Source organism: Tsuneonella sp. HG094 (assembly GCF_053819285.1).
In genome coordinates, this window is record NZ_JBSORA010000001.1 from 95,273 (window position 1) to 116,740 (window position 21,468).

19 protein-coding genes and 1 tRNA gene are annotated in these 21,468 nt (G+C 66.4%); 7 read left to right on the forward strand and 13 right to left on the reverse strand.

Going from position 1 to position 21,468, the window contains the following annotated elements:
* Positions 1-13 precede the first annotated feature (13 nt).
* From ACWPMX_RS00510 to ACWPMX_RS00550, 9 genes are all read right to left on the reverse strand, one after another.
* Positions 14-3,472: an efflux RND transporter permease subunit gene (locus tag ACWPMX_RS00510; RefSeq protein ID WP_455698096.1), complete on the reverse strand. Its 3,459-nt coding sequence runs from the start codon at positions 3,470-3,472 to the stop codon at positions 14-16.
* A gap of 15 nt (positions 3,473-3,487) precedes the next feature.
* Positions 3,488-4,690: an efflux RND transporter periplasmic adaptor subunit gene (locus ACWPMX_RS00515; RefSeq protein ID WP_455698097.1), complete on the reverse strand. Its 1,203-nt coding sequence runs from the start codon at positions 4,688-4,690 to the stop codon at positions 3,488-3,490.
* A 194-nt stretch (positions 4,691-4,884) separates the two neighbouring features.
* A complete protein-coding gene (locus ACWPMX_RS00520; RefSeq protein ID WP_455698098.1) occupies positions 4,885-6,666 on the reverse strand; it encodes a hypothetical protein in 1,782 nt (593 codons plus the stop codon).
* Positions 6,663-7,088 (reverse strand): GtrA family protein, encoded by a 426-nt coding sequence (locus ACWPMX_RS00525; RefSeq protein WP_455698099.1) that lies wholly within the window; start codon positions 7,086-7,088, stop codon positions 6,663-6,665. Before ACWPMX_RS00525 ends, ACWPMX_RS00520 begins: the two co-directional genes overlap by 4 nt.
* 94 nt (positions 7,089-7,182) lie before the next feature.
* Positions 7,183-8,760 carry an NAD(P)/FAD-dependent oxidoreductase gene (locus ACWPMX_RS00530; RefSeq protein ID WP_455698100.1) on the reverse strand — a complete coding sequence of 526 codons (1,578 nt, stop codon included), beginning with the start codon at positions 8,758-8,760 and terminating at the stop codon, positions 7,183-7,185.
* 92 nt (positions 8,761-8,852) lie between these two features.
* The gene (locus tag ACWPMX_RS00535) at positions 8,853-9,503 is read right to left on the reverse strand and encodes a PilZ domain-containing protein (protein WP_455698101.1); all 651 of its coding nucleotides are present in this window, start codon (positions 9,501-9,503) and stop codon (positions 8,853-8,855) included.
* 154 nt (positions 9,504-9,657) lie between these two features.
* Positions 9,658-9,742: transfer RNA gene (locus ACWPMX_RS00540), tRNA-Leu, on the reverse strand.
* 112 nt (positions 9,743-9,854) lie between these two features.
* Positions 9,855-10,136, reverse strand: coding sequence for an integration host factor subunit beta (locus tag ACWPMX_RS00545; protein ID WP_455698102.1), 282 nt, complete (start codon positions 10,134-10,136; stop codon positions 9,855-9,857).
* A gap of 116 nt (positions 10,137-10,252) precedes the next feature.
* Positions 10,253-10,594, reverse strand: a complete 342-nt coding sequence (locus ACWPMX_RS00550) for a GntR family transcriptional regulator (protein WP_455698103.1) — start codon at positions 10,592-10,594, stop codon at positions 10,253-10,255.
* 206 nt (positions 10,595-10,800) lie between these two features.
* On the opposite strand from ACWPMX_RS00550, the gene ACWPMX_RS00555 reads away from it, so the two are divergent.
* The 6 genes from ACWPMX_RS00555 (at position 10,801) to ACWPMX_RS00580 (ending at position 17,499) form a co-directional block, all read left to right on the forward strand.
* The gene (locus ACWPMX_RS00555; RefSeq protein ID WP_455698104.1) at positions 10,801-12,417 is read left to right on the forward strand and encodes a peptide MFS transporter; all 1,617 of its coding nucleotides are present in this window, start codon (positions 10,801-10,803) and stop codon (positions 12,415-12,417) included.
* A gap of 61 nt (positions 12,418-12,478) precedes the next feature.
* Complete coding sequence (locus ACWPMX_RS00560) at positions 12,479-13,843, forward strand: amidohydrolase (protein ID WP_455698105.1); 1,365 nt, start codon at positions 12,479-12,481, stop codon at positions 13,841-13,843.
* Complete coding sequence (locus ACWPMX_RS00565) at positions 13,840-15,225, forward strand: amidohydrolase family protein (protein ID WP_455698106.1); 1,386 nt, start codon at positions 13,840-13,842, stop codon at positions 15,223-15,225. Before ACWPMX_RS00560 ends, ACWPMX_RS00565 begins: the two co-directional genes overlap by 4 nt.
* Complete coding sequence (locus tag ACWPMX_RS00570; RefSeq protein ID WP_455698107.1) at positions 15,222-15,746, forward strand: FKBP-type peptidyl-prolyl cis-trans isomerase; 525 nt, start codon at positions 15,222-15,224, stop codon at positions 15,744-15,746. The genes ACWPMX_RS00565 and ACWPMX_RS00570 overlap by 4 nt, the downstream gene beginning before the upstream one ends.
* A 193-nt stretch (positions 15,747-15,939) precedes the next feature.
* On the forward strand, positions 15,940-16,758 hold the full coding sequence (locus ACWPMX_RS00575; protein WP_455698108.1) for an MlaA family lipoprotein: 819 nt from the start codon (positions 15,940-15,942) through the stop codon (positions 16,756-16,758).
* 63 nt (positions 16,759-16,821) lie between these two features.
* Entirely contained in the window at positions 16,822-17,499 is a 678-nt protein-coding gene (locus ACWPMX_RS00580; RefSeq protein WP_455698109.1) for an NnrU family protein, read from the forward strand.
* A gap of 1 nt (position 17,500) precedes the next feature.
* Here ACWPMX_RS00580 and dxs read toward each other — a convergent pair whose 3' ends face one another.
* On the reverse strand, positions 17,501-19,420 hold the full coding sequence (dxs, locus tag ACWPMX_RS00585; RefSeq protein ID WP_455698110.1) for a 1-deoxy-D-xylulose-5-phosphate synthase: 1,920 nt from the start codon (positions 19,418-19,420) through the stop codon (positions 17,501-17,503).
* Positions 19,421-19,549: 129 nt separating this feature from the next.
* Here dxs and ACWPMX_RS00590 point away from each other — a divergent pair, with 129 nt between their 5' ends.
* Positions 19,550-20,086, forward strand: a complete 537-nt coding sequence (locus ACWPMX_RS00590) for a GNAT family N-acetyltransferase (RefSeq protein ID WP_455698111.1) — start codon at positions 19,550-19,552, stop codon at positions 20,084-20,086.
* Between the two features lies 1 nt (position 20,087).
* On the opposite strand, the gene ACWPMX_RS00595 is transcribed toward ACWPMX_RS00590, so the two are convergent.
* Genes ACWPMX_RS00595 through ACWPMX_RS00605 form a run of 3 tightly spaced genes read right to left on the reverse strand, consistent with a single transcriptional unit; the run spans position 20,088 to position 21,419 of the window.
* Positions 20,088-20,546, reverse strand: coding sequence for a Fur family transcriptional regulator (locus ACWPMX_RS00595; protein ID WP_455698112.1), 459 nt, complete (start codon positions 20,544-20,546; stop codon positions 20,088-20,090).
* Positions 20,547-20,595: 49 nt separating this feature from the next.
* Positions 20,596-21,270, reverse strand: coding sequence for a peptide-methionine (S)-S-oxide reductase MsrA (gene msrA / locus ACWPMX_RS00600; protein ID WP_455698113.1), 675 nt, complete (start codon positions 21,268-21,270; stop codon positions 20,596-20,598).
* The gene (locus ACWPMX_RS00605) at positions 21,270-21,419 is read right to left on the reverse strand and encodes a hypothetical protein (RefSeq protein ID WP_455698114.1); all 150 of its coding nucleotides are present in this window, start codon (positions 21,417-21,419) and stop codon (positions 21,270-21,272) included. Before ACWPMX_RS00605 ends, msrA begins: the two co-directional genes overlap by 1 nt.
* Positions 21,420-21,468: the final 49 nt, after the last annotated feature.

The following is a 21,468-nucleotide window of genomic DNA, read 5'->3' on the forward strand; positions in this document are numbered from 1 at the left end:
GGGGTTTCTCCCGTCACTCGGCGGGCAGGCCTTCGGCGCGGCCGCGGGGGCCATGTTCGGGAATGTGGACCAAGTCCTCGTCACCCGGCTTGTACGTCAGGAAGCGGGTGCGCAGCCACGGGCCGACACGCTTCTCGAACCCGTCGGCGAGGCTGAACCCGGCGGGGATAAGCACGAGGGTGAGCAAGGTCGAAAGAATCAGCCCGCCGATCACGGTCACGCCCATCGGCGCGCGCCACGCGCCGTCGCCCGACAGGGACAGTGCGGTCGGCACCATGCCGGCAGTCATCGCGACCGTGGTCATGACGATCGGCTGGGCACGCTTGTGCCCGGCATCCATGATGGCTTCATACTTGGCCACGCCCTTGTCCATCTCGTCGATCGCGAAGTCGATCAACAGGATCGAGTTCTTGGCCACGATGCCGAGCAGCATCAGCAGGCCGATATAGACCGGCATCGAGATCGGCGTCGGCGCGCCCTTGCTGACGAGACCGGCGATGATGAGCGCGAGCAATCCGCCCAGCGGCGCCAGCAAAAGCGAGGTCATGTTGACCAGCGGCGAGACGAAGCGCTTGTAGAGCAGGACCAGCACCGCGAACACGAGCAGGATACCGCTAAAAACGGCCGTTCCGAAACTGTCGATCATCTCGGCCTGGAACTTGTCTTCGCCGACCGGGGCGTTGGACACACCCTGCGGCAAGTTCTGCATGATCGGCAGCTGCTGGATCGCCTGCATCGCTGGGCCCTTCACGACCCCCGGGCCAAGATCGGCACCGACGAAGACACGGCGCGACTGGTTGAAGCGCTGGATTTGCGTCGGTCCTGCACCGAAGGTGATCTCGGCTACCCGGCTGAGCGGAACCGCACCGCCGGTGGTGGTGGGCACGGGCAAGTTTTCGATCGTCGACAGGTCGCGGCGGGAGTCCTGGGACAATCGCACCCGGATGGGGACCTGACGGTCGGACAGCGAGAACTTGGCCGCGTTCTGGTTGATTTCGCCGAGGGTGGCCACGCGGATCGCCGAGCTGAGCGCGGCGGTGGTCACGCCGAGCTGGGCGGCGAGGTCGAGGCGCGGCACGATGACGAGTTCGGGTCGCTGCAGATCGGCGGCAATGCGCGGCGCCAGAACACCCGGAACTCCGCTCATCTGCTCGACGAGTGTCTGGGCCGTCTGGTTGAGCAGTTCCGAATTGCTGCCCGACAGCATGACCGAGATGGCACGACCGGATCCGCCGCCGCCCCCGCCGCCGCCGGCCTGGAAATTCACTCGCGCATCGGGGAACTTCTGGAGGTCGGCCGTCAGGCGGCGCTCGAATTCGGTGTTGGTCAGCTCGCGTTCGTCGGCAGGCTTCAACGCCGCGAACAGGGTGGCACCGCCTTCGCGGATGTTCTGCATGACGCGAACGACTTCGGGTTGCCGTTCGAGCAGCGCCGCGACTTCCGCCGCCTTCGCTTCGGTCTGGCGCAGAGTCGTGCCTGGGACCATCTCGATCGAGACCCGGCTCGTATCGCGGTTCTCGTCGGGCTGGAATTGCTGCGGCAAGGTGGCGAGGAGGCCGAACGTCACGATCAGCGCATAAACGCCTAGCAGGAAGGCAAAGAAACGGTGGTCGCGCATGCGCGCACCGAAGCGGTCGGCCAGCGTGCGATACCAGGCGCCGAAATGGCCGATCGATCCGACGAGCGCGCGCAGCAGGTTTCCAGCGAGCCATGCGGCACCGAAGGCGATGAAGGGGGCGATCAGCACGGCCACGATGGTCGGCACGATCGTCGCCATAAGCTGCCCTGCCACGACACCGACGCCGATCCCCGCGCCCAGCACGAGCAGTATCGGAAGGATCGCGACTGCCGGATACCACCACTGGCGGGGCTGCCGTTCGATCCGGGCGCGCAGTTCCTGGCTACGCCGGGTGTCCAGCGTCCAGGTCAGGACCTTCATATAGACGTCCATCGCCCGGCCCTCGCCGTGCTCCGCCTCGCCGTGAGCCTTCAGGAAATAGGCCGCGATCATCGGCGTGATCATGCGCGCCACCGCGAGGCTCATGAGGACGGCAGCCACCACCGTGAGGCCGAACGCTTTGAAGAACTGCCCCGAAATGCCCGGCATGAGGCCGACCGGCAGGAACACCGCGACGATCGAGAACGTCGTGGCGACCACTGCCAGACCGATCTCGTCCGCGGCGTCGATCGATGCCTGATAGGCGCTCTTGCCCATCCGCATGTGCCGGACGATATTCTCGATCTCCACGATCGCATCGTCGACCAGCACGCCGGCCACGAGACTGAGCGCCAGCAGCGACAGCATGTTCAGCGTGAAGCCAAGCATGTCCATGAACCAGAAGGTGGGAATCGCCGACAGCGGGATCGCGATCGCCGAAATCAACGTCGCGCGCCAGTCGCGCAGGAACAGGAACACGACCACGATCGCCAGCACCGCGCCTTCGATCAGCGCTTCCATCGACGAAGTGTATTGCGACTTGATGTACGGCACTTCGGTGTAGAGGCGGGTGAAGTGGATGCCGGGGTTTTCGGCCTTGATCTCCTCCAGCTCTTTCAGCGCCTCGTCGTAAACGGTCACGTCGGAGGCACCGCGCGCGCGCTGAAAACCGAAGTTGACGACTTCGCGCCCCTTCAGCTTCGCCGTTCGCGTCTTTTCCGAATAGCCATCGCGCACGGTGGCGACGTCGGACAGCTTGACCGTTCGCCCACCGCCCAGGTTGATCTGGCTGTTGCCCAGATCGAATGCGGTTTCGGCATTGCCAAGCACGCGCACCGACTGGCGCGAGCCGGCGATTTCGGCCTGGCCGCCCGCCGCGTCGGTGTTCGTCTGGCGCAGCACGTTATTGATGTCGCGCGCGGTCACGCCGAGCGACTGCATGCGCGCCGGGTCGAGGATGACGCTGATCTCGCGGTCGACGCCGCCGTTGCGGCTGACCGAAGCCATGCCCTCGATCGAAAGGAGGCGCTTCGCCACGGTGTCGTCGATGAACCAGCTTAGCTGCTCGATCGTCATGTCGTCGGCGGTAACGGCGAAAAAGGCGAGCGCGCCGCCTGTCGGGCCGACCGAGGTGATCTTGGCGATCCGCGGTTCCTGGATACCTTCGGGGAGGTCGCTGCGCGTCTGGTCGACGGCGTTCTTGACCTCGCTCACGGCTTCGTTGACGTCGGTGCCGAGAACGAACGAGACGACCGTCTGGGAACTGCCTTCCGAAGCCGTCGAAGAAATCTCCTCGACGCCGCTGATCGAGCGGATCGCGGCTTCCACCTTCTGCGTGATCTGCGTCTCGATCTCGCTCGGCGCGGCACCGGGCTGCGAAATGGCGACGATGACGCCTGGAAATTCCACGTCGGGCATCTGGTTCACGTCCATGCGCGCGAACGAGACGATGCCGGCGATGCACAGGCCGAGGAACAACACGATCGGAATGACCGGGTTGCGGATCGACCAGGCCGAGATGTTGCGAAGGTCCATGTCTCTGCCCGCCGCCTACTTGGCTTGCTGCGGTCTGACCTTGTCACCGTCGGCAAGGAAGCCACCGGCGCGAAGGACCACGCGTTCGTTGCCCGAGAGACCCTCGACGATGGCGATCCCACTCGAGGTGACGAGGCCCGTGCGGACCGGCTGGCGGCGAACGCGATTGTCCTTGCCGACGACGTAAACGAAGCGGCCCGCCTCGCCGTTCTGGATCGCCGATTCGGGCAGTTGCGGCGCCACTATCGTCCCGCTGTTGAGCGTGACCGAAGCGAACCCGCCGGGCCGCAGCTCGGGCGCATAGGCAAGCGCCACGCGGGCTTCGCCCTGCCGGTTCTGCTGGTCGATCGTCGGGCTGATCTGCCACACCTGGCCGGTGAAGCTCTTCTCGCTGGAAACCGGCGTCACCGTGGCTGGCGCGCCGACGTTCGTCTTCGCGAGGTTCTCTTCGCTCAGCAGCGCGCGCAGTTCCATCTCGCCACCCTGGGCGATCGTGAACAGCGGCGTGCCGCCGGCACCGACGGTCTGGCCGGGCTCGACAGCCCGGGTCAGGACGAGGCCCGAGGCGGGGGCGTAAATATTGAGGCGTGCGGTCCGTGCCTGCAGTTCACCGAGCGTTGCGCGGGACACGCCGACGCGCGCGCGCGCGGCATCGCGGGTCGCAGTGAGCCGATCGACGTCGGCCTTGGAGATGAACCCGCGGTCGACCAGCTTGAGCGCGCGGTCGAGGTTCGCCTGCGCCAGGTTGAGGTCTGCCGTCGCCACGCCGATCTGCGCACGTGCGCCCTCGATCTGCTGATTCTGCACCGAGCGGTCGATCGACACGAGGACCTGGCCCTGACGGACCCAGTCGCCTTCGTCGACCGGCACCGAGACGACCCGGCCGCCTTCGCCGACCGAACCCACCGGCAATTCGCGGCGCGCGAACAGCGTACCCGTCGCCTCGATCGTCCCCGCTATTGTCGCACGCCCAGGTGTGACGACGCTGACGAGCGGCACTTGCCCGTCGGGTGGCGGGGCGAACGGATCGGCCTTTTCGCCGCCGCCGCCGAGTAGGAAGAAGCCCACCGCCAGCACGATGGCAACCGCGATCGCCCACAGCGCCCAGCGCCGCCGGCGCGGCGTTTCATCTTCGACGATGACGGTCTCGTCCGACATCAACATGTCGGCGGGACGCGCGCCAGTCGCATCGGCCTCGACGGTGGTTTCGTAATTCATTCGTATAGCCCTGCCGACCTTGCGGCTGTGTTATATGCATAAGGCACCGCGCGCAAGCGGACCTTTGGGGCGGCATAGACCGGGGGTCGGGGAAGGGCAATCTTGCGTTCGACCGGCGACTTGTATCGCCCGACCGGTGTTGTGCAGTTGCACACTGACGGGGCCGATCGCATCGGCCGCCTGAGGCGTTCGGCTTATCGCCGCACGCGCCAGACCCGGAACTGGTCCGAACCGCCGAGGTCTACGGGCTCGAGCCAGTCCGGGGCAGAACCGTCCAGCAACTGCCGCGCCAAGCCCGAGGGCGCGGCGTTCGCGTAGAGTTCCGACTCGACGAGGTCGGTGCACATCACGATGTAATCCGCATCGTGGCGAGCGATCGTCGGCCTGGCATCGGCGGGGGCCGCGAGAAACGCGGCAATGACGTCGTGCATCGCGTCTTCGGCCCGGTGATGGCTGGTGGCGACGACCGAATGGTGCGATTCGAGAAGGATCGACGGGCCGATGTCGAGCGGAGCGAAGATCGTCCCCCTCGGGAGGGCGTTAAGCCGCGCCGCTTGGTCCTGGACATCGCAGCGCGCACTGGACACGCCCGGACCAACCGCAGCCATCGCGGCCGAGGGAGCGAGCTTGCCGCCGATCGTGATCGGTGCGCTCGGCATCAGCAGCAGGACAATGGCACCGAGGATCATGACGCGCTTGGAGGGTCGGCGCACGTTGCGCGCTTTACGCAACCATTCGCGGACCAGCCAGCCGAGCGGGACGGCGGACAGCGCGCCGACCACCGCACCCGCGCGGGCGACGAACAGCGAGATCACGAATCCTGCCGCGAGGATCATCGCGTAATCCTGCCACCAGCGGCGCAACCAGTCGGCGCTGCGTCCGGCGAGCTGGAGACACGCGACCAGCGCAACTAGCGGCGGAATCACCATCTGCATCGCGGTGGTCCAGCTCTGGCGCCACACCGGCAGTCCCTCGGCCACGCCCGAATACCAGTAGGTTCGGACGAGCGGATCGAGGTTGGCGAACGGGCTACCGCTGCACGCCGGTGCGAAGGACTGGAGCGTCAACGCACCGAGCGCCGCGATCAGCGCGAAGCCGGCGATCTGGGCGAAGCGGGGCAAGGGCTCGAGCCGGGCGAGGCCGGTGGCCGCGACCGCGCCGACCGCGAAGGTGGCGATGTGGACCGGGCTGACGGCATCGCAATGCTGGGCGAGGTCGCCAAACCCGCGGGTGGCGGCGAACAGCGCAGCCGAGCCGACCGCGAGACCCTGCATCGTGCCGACGAACCAGCCGCAGTCGTGCCGGTCGCGCAGCCAGCGCAGCGCGGTCACTCCGCAGATGGCGGCGGCGAGCGGCAGTCCCTCGAGTGAGATCGACAGCCAGATCGCCATGACGAGCCCGGCGACCCACCCGCCGAGCCAGGCACTGCGCGACATCAGCGCATTCATCACCGCAAGGGCGCAGACGATCTGCCAGCCATGGTGGTCGATCCGCATCGGCCGCAATTGCTCGATCACCGGAACCGACATCGCCATCACAAGGCAGGCGAACCCGGCCGCCTCATCGCCGAGCAGGCGCCAGGCAATGCGGCCTGCCAGCAGCAGGGCGACGCCGAACGTCAGGAGCGGAACCGCGATGAGGGTGACGTATTCGGCAGCCGGCTGGCCGATCAGGCCGCGCAAGCCGAGGATGATCGCGGCAATCGGCAGGTCGACCAGGCGCGACCAGTGCATTGCCACGCCGCCGTTGGCGGCATCGATCCGGTATTGCGTCACGTCGAACCAGCCCTGACCGGCCAGGAAATCGCGCACCTGGATCAGCCGCAGCGTGTCGTCGGGGTCGGGAAACTGGTAGGCGAGAATCGCGGGGAGGCTGGTGACGAGCAGAAGCGCCGCGATCATCGCCCACGCGAGGCCGACGCGCGCCAGCATGTCCGGCGTGAATGCCGGCCGTCGCCGCTCCACGAAGATGCTCACGCCGCCGCTCCGGTCGGCGCACGGCGGAACACCACGCGGTTGCGCAGCATCCACGTCGCGGCGAAGCTGACGACGATCGCGGCCAGTTTGGCGAGGCGGGGGTCGAGTCCCCCGGCGTCGGCGACGCCGACGATGGCTGTGGTCAGTGCAAGACCGATCAGCGCCGAACCTACGAAAAGTGCCTTCTGGCGGGTGCGATCCGGTCCGCGTTCGGCGACGCTGTCGGCGAACACCGCACGGCTCGAAAGAAGCCAGTGGGTCATGATCCCGATCGAATAGCCGAGTGCGGATGCCGCAACCGGGGCCACCCCCGCTGCGAGCGCGGCGAGGAAGCTACCTACGTCGATCGCAAGCGCACCGACGCTGGCGAGGCCATACCGCACCAGCCGGATGTCGGCGAACTTCAAGAGTGTTGCAACCACGGTTTGCCCCCAATTCCCGTATCGTGCGGCATTAGAGCGGCCATAGTCTCGGCCATTCTGGTTAAGGATTGACCAACGCCGTTCCTGTGCCCCCTCAGGCGACCTTGCGCTCCGACTTGATGCGTTCCGGCACTTCGCGGACCGAGGCAAGCGCAGCCGCCTGGTCTTCGCTGACCGGAACCGTCTCGCGGGCCGGAAGCGCGCGTTCGGCGCCCTCATCGCCCGCCTCGTGATATTCGGCGTCCTCGTTGACGCACCAGGTGTCGTAGACGCGGGCCCCGGCGAGGATGTTCTCGACCGTCAGCATCGCGGTCATCATCGCGTGATCCTGGTTGTTATAGCGGTGCATGCCGTTGCGGCCCACGAGGTGAAGCGTCGTGTGCTTGTCCTCGAGTTCGAAGCGCATCGCGGCGACATTGGCAGCGTAGGTTTCGTCGTAGACCGGGTAGGCCTTTTCCTGCCGCACCACCGCACCGCCCCTGACCTTCGCCGGGTCGACGAGGCCGAGGATGCGCATTTCGTCGGTGGCGAGCTTGACGAGGTCGTCGTCCGCCATCGACCACAGCCCGTCGCCCTCGAAGCAGAAGTATTCGAGACCGACGCAGGCCATGTCCGGATCGGGCACCATCTCGGGCGACCAGCTGCGGAAGTTCTGCACGCGGCCGACCTTCACCTTGCTGTCGTGAATGTAGATCCAGTTGTCGGGGAACAGGTCCTCGCCCTCGACCTTGAGCGCGACGGTCAGGAAGTCGCGGTACTTGAGCTGGGCGGCATTGAGCGTGGTGTCGGGCAGCGGGTGCATGCGCGCGGCCAGTTCGCGCATCGGCGCGCTGCTGATCGCATGGGCCGCCCTGATCACGACTTCGCCATCGGGTCCTTCGGCCGACAGGCGCCAGCCATCGCTTCCGTCCGATGCGAGCTGCTTCATGGAGTGGCCCATCAGGACACGGCCCTTGCCGGTCGCCACGATCTTGTCGCGCGCGGCGTCCCACATCATGCCGGGGCCCTGACGCGGATAGCGGAAAGTCTCGAGCAGGGTCTTGACCGCCTGCCCGTCGTTGGGCCGCTTGTTGAGGCCGAGCGAACGCTTGAGCCCGTCGGTCACCGCGCCCCAGAGCGAAAGGCCCTTGATGCGCTGGGCGGCCCAGTCGGCGCTCATCTCGTTGCAGGGCATGCCCCACACCTTCTCTGTGTAGGTCTTGAAGAAGATGCCGTAGAGCTTCTTGCCGAACTGGTTGCTGGTCCAGTCCTCGAAGCTGCGGACGGTCCTGATCGGGAAAAGCTTGGACCAGCCGTAGCTGACCATGCATGCCGTCGAGCGCAGGATGCCGAGGTTCCACAGCGCTTCGAAGGCGCGCAGCGGATAGCTGTAGAACTTGCCCTCGTAATAGATGCGGCTCATCCGCGGACGCTGGATGAAATCGTCGGGCAGGATCTCGTTCCACAGGTCGACGACCTGCTGGCTCTTCGAGAAGAAGCGGTGCCCGCCGATGTCGAAACGGTAGCCTTCGTGTTCGACCGTGCGGCTGATGCCGCCGACATAGGTCGCGTCCTTTTCGATGATTGCGACGGTCTTGCCGGCCTTGGTCAGCAGATACCCGGCGGTCAGGCCGGCCGGCCCTGCGCCGATGATGGCAACGTCGACGGTCAGTTCATTCGAGACAGGTGTCACAAGGCCCCCCAATGCGATTGACCGGGGAGTGAAGGAAATTGGTTACCGGTAGGTAAACAGCATCCGCGAATAACTCCGAAGGCGGCGATGCTTCATCGACGCAAGGCCGCGCCACCATGCGTTTCAGCGAGAAGCACAGGGTCCTGCGCGCCGGCAGCGAAGACGGCGAGTTCGTTGAGCGAGAACGTGTCGTCGAACACGAGCCCGTACGTCGCGTCCTTTCGCCAGCGCACCTTGGCGCGCACCTCGGGCAGGAATTCGGACACGATCCGCAAGGGCTGGGCGATCGCCAGGCGCTCGTCGCAGGCGATCCGGGCGCCTTGCTGGGAGATGTTGGAGACGGTCGCGGGAACGCGGCGGCCGAGCAGGGCGAGTTCGATTTCGAACCCGATCTCGAGGCGGAGCTGTCGCTTGGGATAGCGGCCTGCCTCGGCAATGAGGCGGACGATGTCGACATTGCCGGAAAACCGGAACCCCGCCTCGTTGCCCCGGCTCCATACCGGTTCGATCGCGTGGCGCTCGCCGGTCTGCAGTTCGAGGGTGAAAGGCCCTTCGGCGGGCAGGGGGTGGAACATGCGCAGGCTGATACCGCTGTCGGACACGTCGCGGATGACGGCGATGAACTCGCCCCGCGGCGACACCAGCTTGGCGACCCGGATCAACAGCGTGAAACGCGGCGCGCTGCGATCCTCGCCCGCTCCTGCGACAGCTTCGTCCGGCAGCTCGATACGACCCTGCTGCATTCGCGAACCCCAAAAGTCACGGCACCCCTGCCGCGGAGCCCGTCAATGACTTGCAACGGTCTCCGCCTTGCAAATGCCGCGGTAGGGATGATTGCGGAGTTATGGGGGAAGGTTAACAACGCAACAGGGGCCTGGCGAAGCGACTGGCCCGGGCTGGTGCGGGTGGTGGGACTCGAACCCACACGACCAAAGGTCAGGGGATTTTAAGTCCCCGGCGTCTACCATTCCGCCACACCCGCGCAGGCGGTCGTCTAGCGTGCCGACGGGATACGGGCAATTTGTCGGCGGTGAAAATATTGCACGGGATTCTCCCGATCACGGGAGACCCGACGGTCCGGTGATGGGCGCGCGTTACGCGTCGTTGAGCGTGCGGCGCATTTCCTTGCCGGGCTTGAAGTAGGGGACTTTCTTGGCCGGCACATCGACCGCTTCGCCCGTGCGCGGGTTGCGGCCCTTGCGCTCGGCACGGTCGCGCGTGGAGAACGCACCAAATCCGCGCAGTTCCACCCGCCCGCCTTCGGCGAGGCGCTTGGCAATCTCGTCGAAGAAGATGTCGACGACCTGCTCGACCTCTTCGGCGCGCAAGTCGGGATTTTCCTTTGCGATTGCCTGCAGCAATTCCGATCTGATCACTTTTGTGCCCTCCGATCGCGCCCTGTTGTGTTCCGGTTAGCGACCAGTCCCGTCGTCCGGAACGCAATCTGCCAGAGCAACCGGGAAAGCGCAATCTCCCTTATCGCGCAAGGGGTTCAGGCTGGTTGGAGCAGGTCGACCGGATCGATCCCCAGCCGCTCCATGCGCGCGGCGATTTCGGGCCACTCCTCTTCGACGAAGCGGGTGCGTTCGGTTTTGCGAAGGCGTTCGGAAGCACCCGCGGCGACGTACATTCCGACCCCGCGCTGGACCTCGACCAGACCTTCGCTCTGGAACAACTGGTAGGCCTTGGCGACGGTAAGCGGGTTCGCGCCCTGCTCGGCAGCGAAGGCGCGGACCGACGGCAGCATCGCCCCTTCCGGATAGCGCCCTTCGATGATCGCCGCCGCGATCAGGTCGCGCAGGCGGAGATAGACGGGCTGGCTCTGCTGGTTCATCAAACTGTCCTCTGCAGGTGCATCAGTGCCATAATACAGCGTGTCGCGTCAAGGTCCGTTCCCGAGCGCCTTCGACGGCGTTGTCATGCGGGGTTCAGGCGGTTGCGGCTGAAACTAGCCCTTCACATGCGCGTTTCGCCCGCTAGGGTGCGCGCACTTCGGCCGGGGGACGGCCGCAAAACGCAACGAGAGATGAGGGAAGCAGCATGAAGGATATGGGTTTGTGGCAGGAGGCGGACTGGATCGCGGCGATCGCCGTGGTCGTGCTCGCCGTGTTCCTGATGGTGGGCGCCAAGATCGCGATCCAGAAGGAACCCGAATTCGCCGGCCATCCCAAGGGCCTCTACATGTTGTTCTTCGCCGAGATGTGGGAGCGGTTCTCCTACTACGGCATGCGCGCGCTGCTGATCTTCTACCTGACCAAGCACTGGCTGTTCAGCGACGGCAAGTCGACGCTGATCTACGGGGCGTACACCAGCCTCGTCTACATCACCCCGCTCCTCGGTGGCTACCTCGCCGACCGTTATCTCGGACAGCGCAAGGCGGTGCTGTTCGGCGGGCTGCTGCTCGCCGCAGGCCACAGCCTGATGGCTGTTGAGGGTGTCGGCGGGCAGAGCGATCCCACGATCAACGTGTTCTGGGCCGCGCTCGCTTTCATCATCGTCGGCTCGGGCTTCCTCAAGGCGAACATCTCGGTGATGGTCGGGCAGCTATACAAGCTTACCGACATCCGCCGCGACGGTGCCTACACCATCTTCTACATGGGTATTAACCTCGGCGCCGCGGTCGGCACGATCCTCGTCGGCTACCTCGGCGAAACGATCGGCTGGGGCTACGGCTTCGGCCTCGCCGGCATTGGCATGCTCGTCGGCCTCGTCGTCTTCGTGCTCGGCAAGAGCGCGCTCAACGGCGCGGGCGAAGCGCCCAAGGCGATCTCGAAGGGCTTCGAATTCACTCTCTATGGCCTCGGCTTTGCCGCGGTCGCGGTGATCTGGGCGCTTGTCCAGTATCAGGACGTGATCCAGACGCTGCTGATCATCTCGGGCGTCGCGCTGCTCGGCTACGTGCTCTACGAAAGCTTCAAGCTGCCCAAGGAACCGCGCGAGCGCATGTTTGCGATCCTGTTCCTGATCAGCCTCAACCCGCTGTTCTGGGGCCTGTTCGAGCAGGCGGGCGGCTCGATGAGCCTGTTCACCGACAAGTTCGTCGATCGCGGCGGCGTGCCGGCATCGATCTTCCAGTCGATCAATCCGATCTACATCATCATCCTCGCCCCGCTGTTCGCGGGCGTGTGGCAATGGCTCGGCCGCAAGGGCAAGGAGCCGTCGGCTCCGGCCAAGTTCGGTCTCGCGCTGGCGCAGATGGGCCTGGCGAACCTGATCCTCGTGTGGGGCTCGGAAGCGTTCGGGGTCGCGGCGATGACGCCGGTGATCTTCGTCTTCCTCTACTACCTCCTCGCCACCACCGGCGAGCTGTGCCTCAGCCCAGTGGGCCTGTCGGCGATGAACCGGCTCGCTCCGTCGTTCCTCGCCTCGCTCATTATGGGCGCGTGGTTCTACATGACCGCGGTCGGTAACTTCGTCGCGGGTAAGATCGGCGAAGCGACCGGCGGCCACGGCGGCGAAATGTCGAAGCAGGGCCTGCTCGACATCTACGAGCTGTTCGGCTGGATCTCCATCGGTGCGGCAGTCGTGGTGCTCGTCATCGCCCCGCTGGTGAAGAAGTGGATGCACCTCGATACTCTCGAGGACCACGCTGTCGCCGGCGACGAGGAACTGGGCGAGCCGCAGGCCGCCGGGGTTCATCCGGCGACGCGCAACTGACCAACTGACAAAGGGGCGCCCGCCGATACGGCAGGCGCCCCTTTTTGCTTTGGGGGACCTCATGAATTTCAGGACCACACTCGTCGTGGCGGCTGCCGCGATGGCGCTTTCTGCTTGCGCGACGACCGGAGATGCCGACGCCAAGAGTGCCAGCGCTGCGGATTTCGACAAGAACCCGTATCCGTCGACCTACAAGGCATACCCGGGCACCCCGACCGCTCTGGTCGGAGCGACCGTCTATGACGGCAAGGGCGGGATGATCGAAGGCGGCACCGTGCTGTTCGACGGCGGCAAGGTCGTCGGCGTGGGCGGGGCGGATCTTGCGATCCCGGCGGGCTATGTGCGGATCGACGGAGCGGGCAAGTACGTCACCCCCGGGATCATCGACATCCACTCGCACCTCGGCGACTACCCCACGCCGTCGGTCGATGCGCATTCGGACGGCAACGAGGCGACCGCGCCGACGACGCCCGAGGTCTGGGCCGAGCATTCGGTCTGGCCGCAGGACCCCGGCTTCAGCCGCGCGCTGGCGAATGGCGGGGTCACCGCGTTGCAGATACTGCCGGGCTCGGCAAACCTGATGGGCGGCCGCTCGGTCACGCTCAAGAACGTGCCTGCGCGCACGATGCAGGGGATGAAGTTTCCCGGCGCGCCCTACAGCATGAAGATGGCCTGCGGCGAGAACCCCAAGCGGGTCTACGGCGCCAAGGGCCGGATGCCGTCGACCCGGATGGGCAACCTTGCGGTCAATCGCCAGACCTGGCTCACTGCCAAGGCCGATGACGGCAAGAAGCGGAACCTTGCGACCGAAACGCTCAAGGGCGTGATGGCGGGCGAGATCCTGATCCAGAACCACTGCTACCGTGCCGACGAGATGGCTCTCGTCCTCGATATGGCCAAAGAGATGGGCTACAAGGTCGCCGCATTCCACCACGCGGTCGAAAGCTACAAGATCGCCGACCTGCTGCGCGAGAATAACGTCTGCTCGGCGGTCTGGGCCGACTGGTACGGCTTCAAGATGGAAAGCTACGACGGCATTCCCGAGAACGCCGCCTTCATCCACAACGCGGGCGCCTGCGTGGTCATCCATTCGGACGACGAGAACGGCATCCAGCGCCTGAACCAGGAAGCCGCGAAGGCGCAGGCCGCCGGACGGCGGGCGGGCATCGCGATTCCCGACGCGACCGTGATCCGCTGGCTCACCCTCAACGCCGCGACCGCGATGGGCATCGCCGACCAGACCGGGAGCCTCGAGACGGGCAAGATGGCCGATGTGGTGCTGTGGAACGGCAACCCGCTCTCGGTCTATTCGCGGCCTGAGAAGGTCTGGATCGACGGAGCGCTGATGTACGACGCCAACGATCCCAAGCGCCGACCGGTAACCGACTTCGAGCTTGGCCAGCCCGGCGAAGGAGACGTGAAATGAGCGGCTCCTCCTTCAATCGCTTCCTGATCGGCGCGGCCCTGCTCGCGCTCGCCGCGCCCGTTGCGGCACAGGACTTCGCGATCACCAACGCCACGGTCGCGACCGGCGACGGCAGCGACCCGGTGCCCGGCGCCACCGTCGTGGTGCGCGGCGGCAAAGTGGTCGCGGCGGGCCGCGACGTCGCCGTGCCTGCTGGCGTCGAGGCAGTCGACGGGACCGGCAAGTGGGTCACCCCCGGGGTGTTCGCGGCGATGACTTCCCTCGGCCTGTTCGACGCGGGCGGGGTGCAGGAATCGAACGATACCGCAGCGCGCAACTCGCCGTTCGGCGCCGCGCTCGACGTGACCCCGGCGCTCAACCCGTCCTCGCAGCATGTTTCGGTCGCGCGCAACGGGGGGATTACCCGGGCGAGCGTGTTCGGCACGCCGGCGAACTCGATCTTCGGCGGGCAGGGCGCGGTGGTGGACCTCGGCGCCGATCCTCGCATGGTGGTGCGTCCGCGCGCGTTCCAGTTCGTCGTCCTCGGCGAATTCGGCGCGCGAGTTGCCGGCGGCAGCCGGGTGAGCGCCCACGCCCTCCTGCGCAACGCGCTGCGCGAAGCGCGCCAGTACGGCAGCGACGCGCGGTTGACCGGTGGTGGCTCGGCCGCTCCGGTGCGGACCGGCGACGACATTCCGGTAGATCCGCGCCTCGTCGACAACGGCACGGCGCGCGAGGACGTGCTCCTCACCCGGTTCGATGCCGCCGCGCTGGTGCCGGTGGTGAACGGCACACAGCCTCTCTACGTCGGTGTCGAGCGGGCGTCTGATATCCGCGCGGTCCTCGCGCTGCGCAGCGAGTTTCCCCGACTCAAGCTGGTGCTCGTCGGGGTGAGCGAGGGATGGCTCGCCGCGAGCGACATCGCGGCGGCGGGCGTGCCTGTGATCGCCGATCCGATCGACGACCTGCCGTCCAAGTTCGAGCAGCTCGCCGCGACCCAGAGCAATGTCGGCCGCATGGTCGCCGCCGGGGTAAAGGTCGCGCTCGGCGGGCTGGCCGGGACAACAGGCGACCAGCCGCGCAACCTGACCCAGTTCGCGGGCAACCTCGTCGCGCTGACCAAGGTGCCGCGCGCGAGCGGGCTGACCTGGGGGCAAGCGTTCGCCGCGATATCGTCGATACCGGCGGACATCGCCGGCATGGGCGGCCGGGCTGGCGTGCTCGCGGCGGGTGCTGCAGGCGACCTTGTGGTCTGGGACGGCGATCCGCTCGAAGTGTCGAGCGCGGCCGAACGCGTGTTCATCGACGGGATCGAACAGCCCCGCGCCGATCACCAGACGCGCCTGCGCGATCGGTATCGCGACCTTGACGAAAGCGACCAGCCAAAGGGCTACGACTGGTGAGGCACCTCCGGCTCGGCAGCGAAAGCGCTGCGACACTTGCCCTTGGCACGGCGATGATCGTGGGGGCGGCGGCGCTGGCGCAGGGGCCGGTCGAAGGACCGCCCGACCGCAGCCAGGACATGGCGTGGGTCAGCGCGCAGCAATCGGCGCTCTCGTCCCGCGCGGCGGAGCCGGGTTGGCAGTCGCTCGAGGGCGGGCTGCTGTGGCGCCGCACCGCGGGTAACGGAACCGGCGCCCATCCGAGGCGCGACGATGTCGTGACGGTGCATTACACAGGCAGCTTCGTCGATGGCGGCGTGTTCGACAGTTCGGAAGGGGGCGAGCCCGCCACCTTCCCGCTCGGTCGCCTCATTCCGGCATGGCAGCTCGCGATCCCGCAAATGGGCGTGGGCGACACGATCGAGATCGCCACCCCGGCGCCGCTTGCATACGGGATGAAGGGCAAGGGGCCGATCCCGGGCGGAGCGACCCTGCTGTTCACCGTGCGCCTGATCGGCATCGGCGAATCGAGCGGTAATTGAGACGGAGCACGGCGCAGGCTCGGCCAAGTCGCTGAATGTTGCGGAAGTTGCGATTGACAACCGGAGGCACGCAGCGTCTTTTCGGCGCTTCGTCCTGCCCGGAGCCCGTAACCTGCGCCTCGCTTCCCTGATTGCTGTCATACTCACACTGGCTGCGCCCGCGCTGCCGGCGTCCGCGCAGGATGCGGCGGCATTGTGCGATCCGCGCGAGGTCGTTTTGCCCGGCGAAGCGCCGCTCGGCACGCCGTGTACCCTTACCGATCCGGTGGCTGCGTCGCCAGCCGATCCGACGGTCGATGTTCCGGTCGAAGGCGAGATCATCGTCACCGGGCGGCAGGCGATCAAGGCCGATCCGCTGGCCGAAATCAACGCCCAGAGCTACGAGGCGGTAACTGCGGTCGACGAGGCTCTCGTTGCCCCCGTTGCGAACGTGTACTCCAAAGGCCTGCCCAAGCCGGTTCGCAAGGGCTTGAGCAACTTCTTCGCCAACCTGCGCGAGCCAGTGGTCTTTCTCAACGACGTGCTGCAGCTTCGCCCCAAGCGCGCCGCGCGAACGCTCGGCCGATTCGTGATCAACTCGACCGTGGGCGTCGCAGGCCTCGTCGACGTCGCCAAGAAGAAGCCGTTCCACCTGCCCCGGCGCAACAATGGCTTCGCCAATACGCTTGCCTATTACGGCGTCGGCCCAGGACCCTTCCTGGTCGTTCCCCTGCTTGGGGCGACGACCTTGCGCGATATGCTGGGCGGTGCGGCCGATACGATGGTGCTGCCAAACGTCGTCGGCAAGCCGTTCAACCGCTTCGAATATGCGGCGAGTTCGTATGTCGTCACGTCGCTCGACCAGCGGCTCGCACTGGACGAGGAAATCCAGCGCATCCGGGCCTCGAACGATCCTTATGCGGCGATGCGCGACGTGTACATGCGGCGCCGCGAAGCCGAGATCGCCGCGCTCAAGGCGCCCGGCAACGGCATTCCGGAGCCGGTCGAGGTACCCGATCCCGCCCGAAGGTAAGACCGGGTTGCATTTAGTTGCAATATGATACTTAATTGATCGTCCGCTTGAGGGAGGAAGATCATGGACCCTGCGCTCGCATCGCTACTCGCCGCCAGTCTCGCCTTCGTCGGCACGCATTTTGCCTTGTCGCACCCGCTCCGCGCGACAGTCGTGGCGCGTTTGGGCGAGGGCGGCTTCTTGATCCTCTATTCGATCGTCGCGTTCGCGACACTTGGCTGGATGATCCTCGCTTTCCGCGCCGCGCCGCAGGTCGACATGACGGGTTCGGGCGAGGCGGGCTGGATCGTCGCCTCGGTGCTGACGCTGCCCGCGCTGGTGCTGTTCTTGGGCTCGCTGTGGAAGAACCCCGCGCTGCCCAATCCCGGCGCCGCGCAGGCGATCGACCGCGCACCGACCGGAGTGTTTGCGGTGACGCGCCATCCGATGATGTGGGGCTTCGCGCTCTGGGCGCTCTCGCATCTTATCCTGATGTGGAGCTGGCGGACGTCGATCGTCGCGCTCGGGATCCTGTTCCTCGCCCTCGTCGGCGCGCACATGCAGGATCGCAAGAAGGCGGCGCTGATGGGCGCGAGCTGGGCCGGGTGGGAGGCGAAGACCAGCTACTGGCCGCGCCTGACCGCACTGCCCCGAGCAGGGCTTCTCCTGTGGCTCGCGGCGACGATCCTGTGGGTCGCACTGACTTGGGCGCACATCGGCACGGCAGAAGTGCCCGCCGGGATCTGGCGCTGGATCGGCTAGATCAGGCCCGCGCTTCTTCCACACCCGGGCTGTTGTGGCGCAGCGCCTTGAGGACAGTGTCGACGATCTGCGGGGCGTTGAGCCCGGCTTCGTCGTACTGCTTCGCCGGGTCGTCATGGTCCTGGAACACGTCAGGCAGGCGCATCGTGCGGATCTTCAAGCCGGTATCGGTCAGGCCCGTGTCGCTCGCGTGGGTCAGGACGTGCGCGCCGAGGCCGCCGATCGCGGCTTCCTCGACTGTAACCACAACCTCGTGGCTGCGCATCAGGCGGTCGATCAGGTCGGTGTCGAGCGGCTTTGCAAAGCGCAGGTCGGCGACGGTGGTGCTGAGGCCCTTGGCCTCGAGCGCGTCGGCGGCCTTCAGCGCTTCGGCGAGGCGCGTGCCGAGCGACAGCAGCGCGACCTTCGTGCCTTCGCGCACCAAGCGGCCCTTGCCGATTTCGAGCACTTGCGGGGTCTCGGGTAGCGGCACGCCGACACCACTCCCGCGCGGGTAGCGGAACGCGATCGGACCCGCGTCGTATTCCGCGGCGGTCTTGGTCATGTGCGCCAGCTCGGCCTCGTCGGCCGCGGCCATCACGACCATGTTGGGCAGCGTTGCGAGGTACGTCACGTCGAAGGACCCGGCGTGGGTGCAACCGTCGGCGCCCACCAGACCCGCGCGGTCGATCGCGAAGCGGACCGGCAGGTTCTGGATCGCGACGTCGTGGACCACCTGGTCGAACGCGCGCTGCAGGAAGGTCGAATAGATCGCGCAGAATGGACGCATGCCCTCCGCGGCGAGGCCTGCGGCGAACGTCACCGCGTGCTGCTCGGCGATGCCGACGTCGAACGCTTTTTCCGGGTGTGCCTTCGCGAAACGATCGACACCCGTTCCGCTCGGCATGGCGGCGGTAATCGCACAGATGCGCGGGTCGGTCTCGGCGAGCTTGGCGAGGGTATCACCGAACACGTTCTGGTACGCGGGCGGTCCGCCGGCGCTCTTCTTCTGCTCGCCGGTGATGACGTCGAACTTCTGGACGCCGTGGTATTTGTCGGCGGAGTTCTCGGCCGGGGCATAGCCCTTGCCCTTCTGCGTCACGACGTGGACCAGGATCGGGCCCTGCTCGCTGTCGCGCACGTTCTCGAGCACGGGGATGAGGTGGTCGAGGTTGTGTCCGTCGATCGGCCCGACGTAGTAGAAGCCGAGTTCCTCGAACAATGTGCCGCCGGTGACCATGCCGCGCGTGTATTCCTCGGCCTTCTCGAGGCCGTGATGGACCCGGCGGCTGAGTTTCTTGGCAAGCTTCGAGGCGAGGCTGCGCAGACCCAGGTACTCGCTCGAGGAAACCATCCGCGCGAGGTAGGCCGAAAGACCGCCGACCGGCGGCGCGATCGACATGTCGTTGTCGTTGAGGATCACGATCAGCCGGTTGCCCGCGGCTTCCGCGTTGTTCATCGCCTCGTAGGCCATCCCTGCGCTCATCGCGCCGTCGCCGATCACCGCGATGCCCTTCCCGGGGCGATCCTGCAGCTTGTTGGCGACCGCGAAGCCGAGGGCGGCGCTGATCGAGGTCGACGAGTGCGCGGCGCCGAACGGGTCGTACTCGCTCTCGCTGCGCTTGGTGAAGCCGCTCAGGCCGCCGCCCTGGCGCAAAGTGCGAATGCGGTCGCGGCGGCCGGTGATGATCTTGTGCGGATAGGCCTGGTGGCCGACGTCCCACACCAGCTTGTCGGTCGGCGTGTCGAATACGTAGTGAATGGCCACGGTCAGTTCGACCACGCCGAGGCCCGAGCCGAGGTGGCCACCGGTCGTGCCGACCGCGCTGATCATCTCCGCGCGCAGTTCGTCGGCCAGCTGGCGGAGCTGTTCGGGCTTGAGCTTGCGAAGGTCGGTGGGCGTGTCGACGGTGTCGAGCAGCGGCGTGTCAGGTCGCGTCATCCCATCGCCCTACACCCGGTCGCACCGCCTGTCGATGAACGGTTGCCGATGTAACCATGAGCATTTCGTGAGCAATGGCCGCCATTCGCCCGTTGACGCGGACCGGGACCCGGTCGCAGATGCCGGTCGATGGAATCGCCCCGCATCCGGCTTGCTACTCCCGACGACTTCGACTCGGTCGCGGCGGTCATGGAGCGGTCGATCGCCGAGCTGCAGAAGCCGTTCCTCGACCCCGGCCAGATCGCCGCCAGCCGCCGCAGCATGGGTCTCGATACCCAGCTCGTCGCGGACGGGACGTACTTCTGTGTCGAGGTCGGCGATAAACTCGCCGGATGCGGCGGGTGGAGCCGCCGGGCGACGCTTTATGGCGGCAACCATTCGCTCGAAACGCGCGACGACCGACTGCTCGATCCCGCTACCGAACCGGCGCGGATTCGCGCGATGTATACCGACCCGGCGTTCGTACGCCGCGGAATTGGGCGGCTGATCCTCGACACCTGCGAGGCTGCCGCGCGCGGCGCGGGTTTCAAGCGGCTGGAGATGATGGCGACCGCTGCAGGTGAACCGCTCTACGAAGCGTGCGGCTATCACGTGGTGCAGCGTGTCGACCGCATGGCGCCTGACGGGATCGCCGTCCCCGGCGCTGTGATGGCGAAAGACCTCTAACCTAGCGGCAATCCGAGCAAAGCCCGCGAATCTCGATCACCGGGCGTTCGGGCTTGAAATCGGCCGCTTCGGCAAGGCCGCGCACCGTTTTCGATACCGCGTCGTTGTCGATGTGGGTCGCTTCGCCGCATTCGTCGCAGACGAGGAAGATGCAGTCGTGCAGGCAGCCCGGGTGACTGTTGGCGAGGTAGGCGTTCGACGATTCGACCCGCATGGCGAGGTTGTTCGTCACGAACAGGTCGAGGATGCGATAAATCGAATTGGGCGCGATGCGTTTGCCGCGCTTGGCGGACACTTCGTCCGCGATGTCGTAGGCGCTTGCGGGCGAGGCGTGGGTGGAGAGCGCTCCGAACACGTCGGCGCGCAGTTCGGTCCACTGCTCACCGGCGGCGATCAGCGCCGACTCGGCGGCATGGGTCAGGTCGCTGCCCGAGTGTTCGTGATGATGATGACCGGCCATGTCCCCAATGTAGGGCGAGGCGCGGCAAAGTGCCAGATCATGTGGCGGTTCAGTTGCGGGTGAAGTCCGCCTTGTAGAGCGCCGGGTATTTCGCCTTGAGCGCGCTCACCTTCGGCGCGTCCCACCGCACGATGTAGGCATGCCGAGGGTTCTTCTGTGCGAAGTCCTGGTGATAGCTCTCCGCCGGATAGAACGCCTGCGCGCGTTCGAGGCCGGTAACGATCGGACGCTTCCACACGCCCGATGCGGCCATCTGCTTGAGATAGGCGCTGGCGACCTGCCGCTGTTCCTCGCTCATGGGGACAAGCGCTGCGCGGTACTGCGCGCCGACGTCGGGCCCCTGCCGGTTCTTCAGTGTGGGATCGGCGACGACCGAGAAGAACACCTGCAGGAGCTGATCGTATCGGATCACCGACGGGTCGTAGGTAACCTTCACCGCCTCGGCATGCTCGGTCACGCCCGAGGACACGGCATCATAGGTTGCCGATCGGGCATTGCCGCCGTGATAGCCGCTGACGGCGCTCTTCACGCCTTTCATGTGGCTGAACACCGCTTCCACGCCCCAGAAACAGCCGCCCGCGAAGATCGCGGTCTTGAGGCCGGGCTTCTCGCTGGCGGTGCGCTTGGCGGCGGGGGCGTTCACCGCCGCCTCTCCCGCGATCGCCGGTTGCTGGCAGGCGGCGAGGGTCAGGCCCGCAAGGGCAAGGGCGAATGCCCCGCGCATCACTTTGAGGGTGCGCTCAAGGTGGCGGCTTGCGCCTCGGGGATGATCTTGCCGGCCATGCCGGGCGCAATCTGCCACACGACGAGGCCCGCGCCCAGCGCGAAACCGATGGCGAAGTTGCGATAGAGGTCGGGTTTGAACAGGCCCATGGCGTCACTCTTTCCTTGCTTGCCCTCGAGTGGCTAGAGGAGGCGGTGT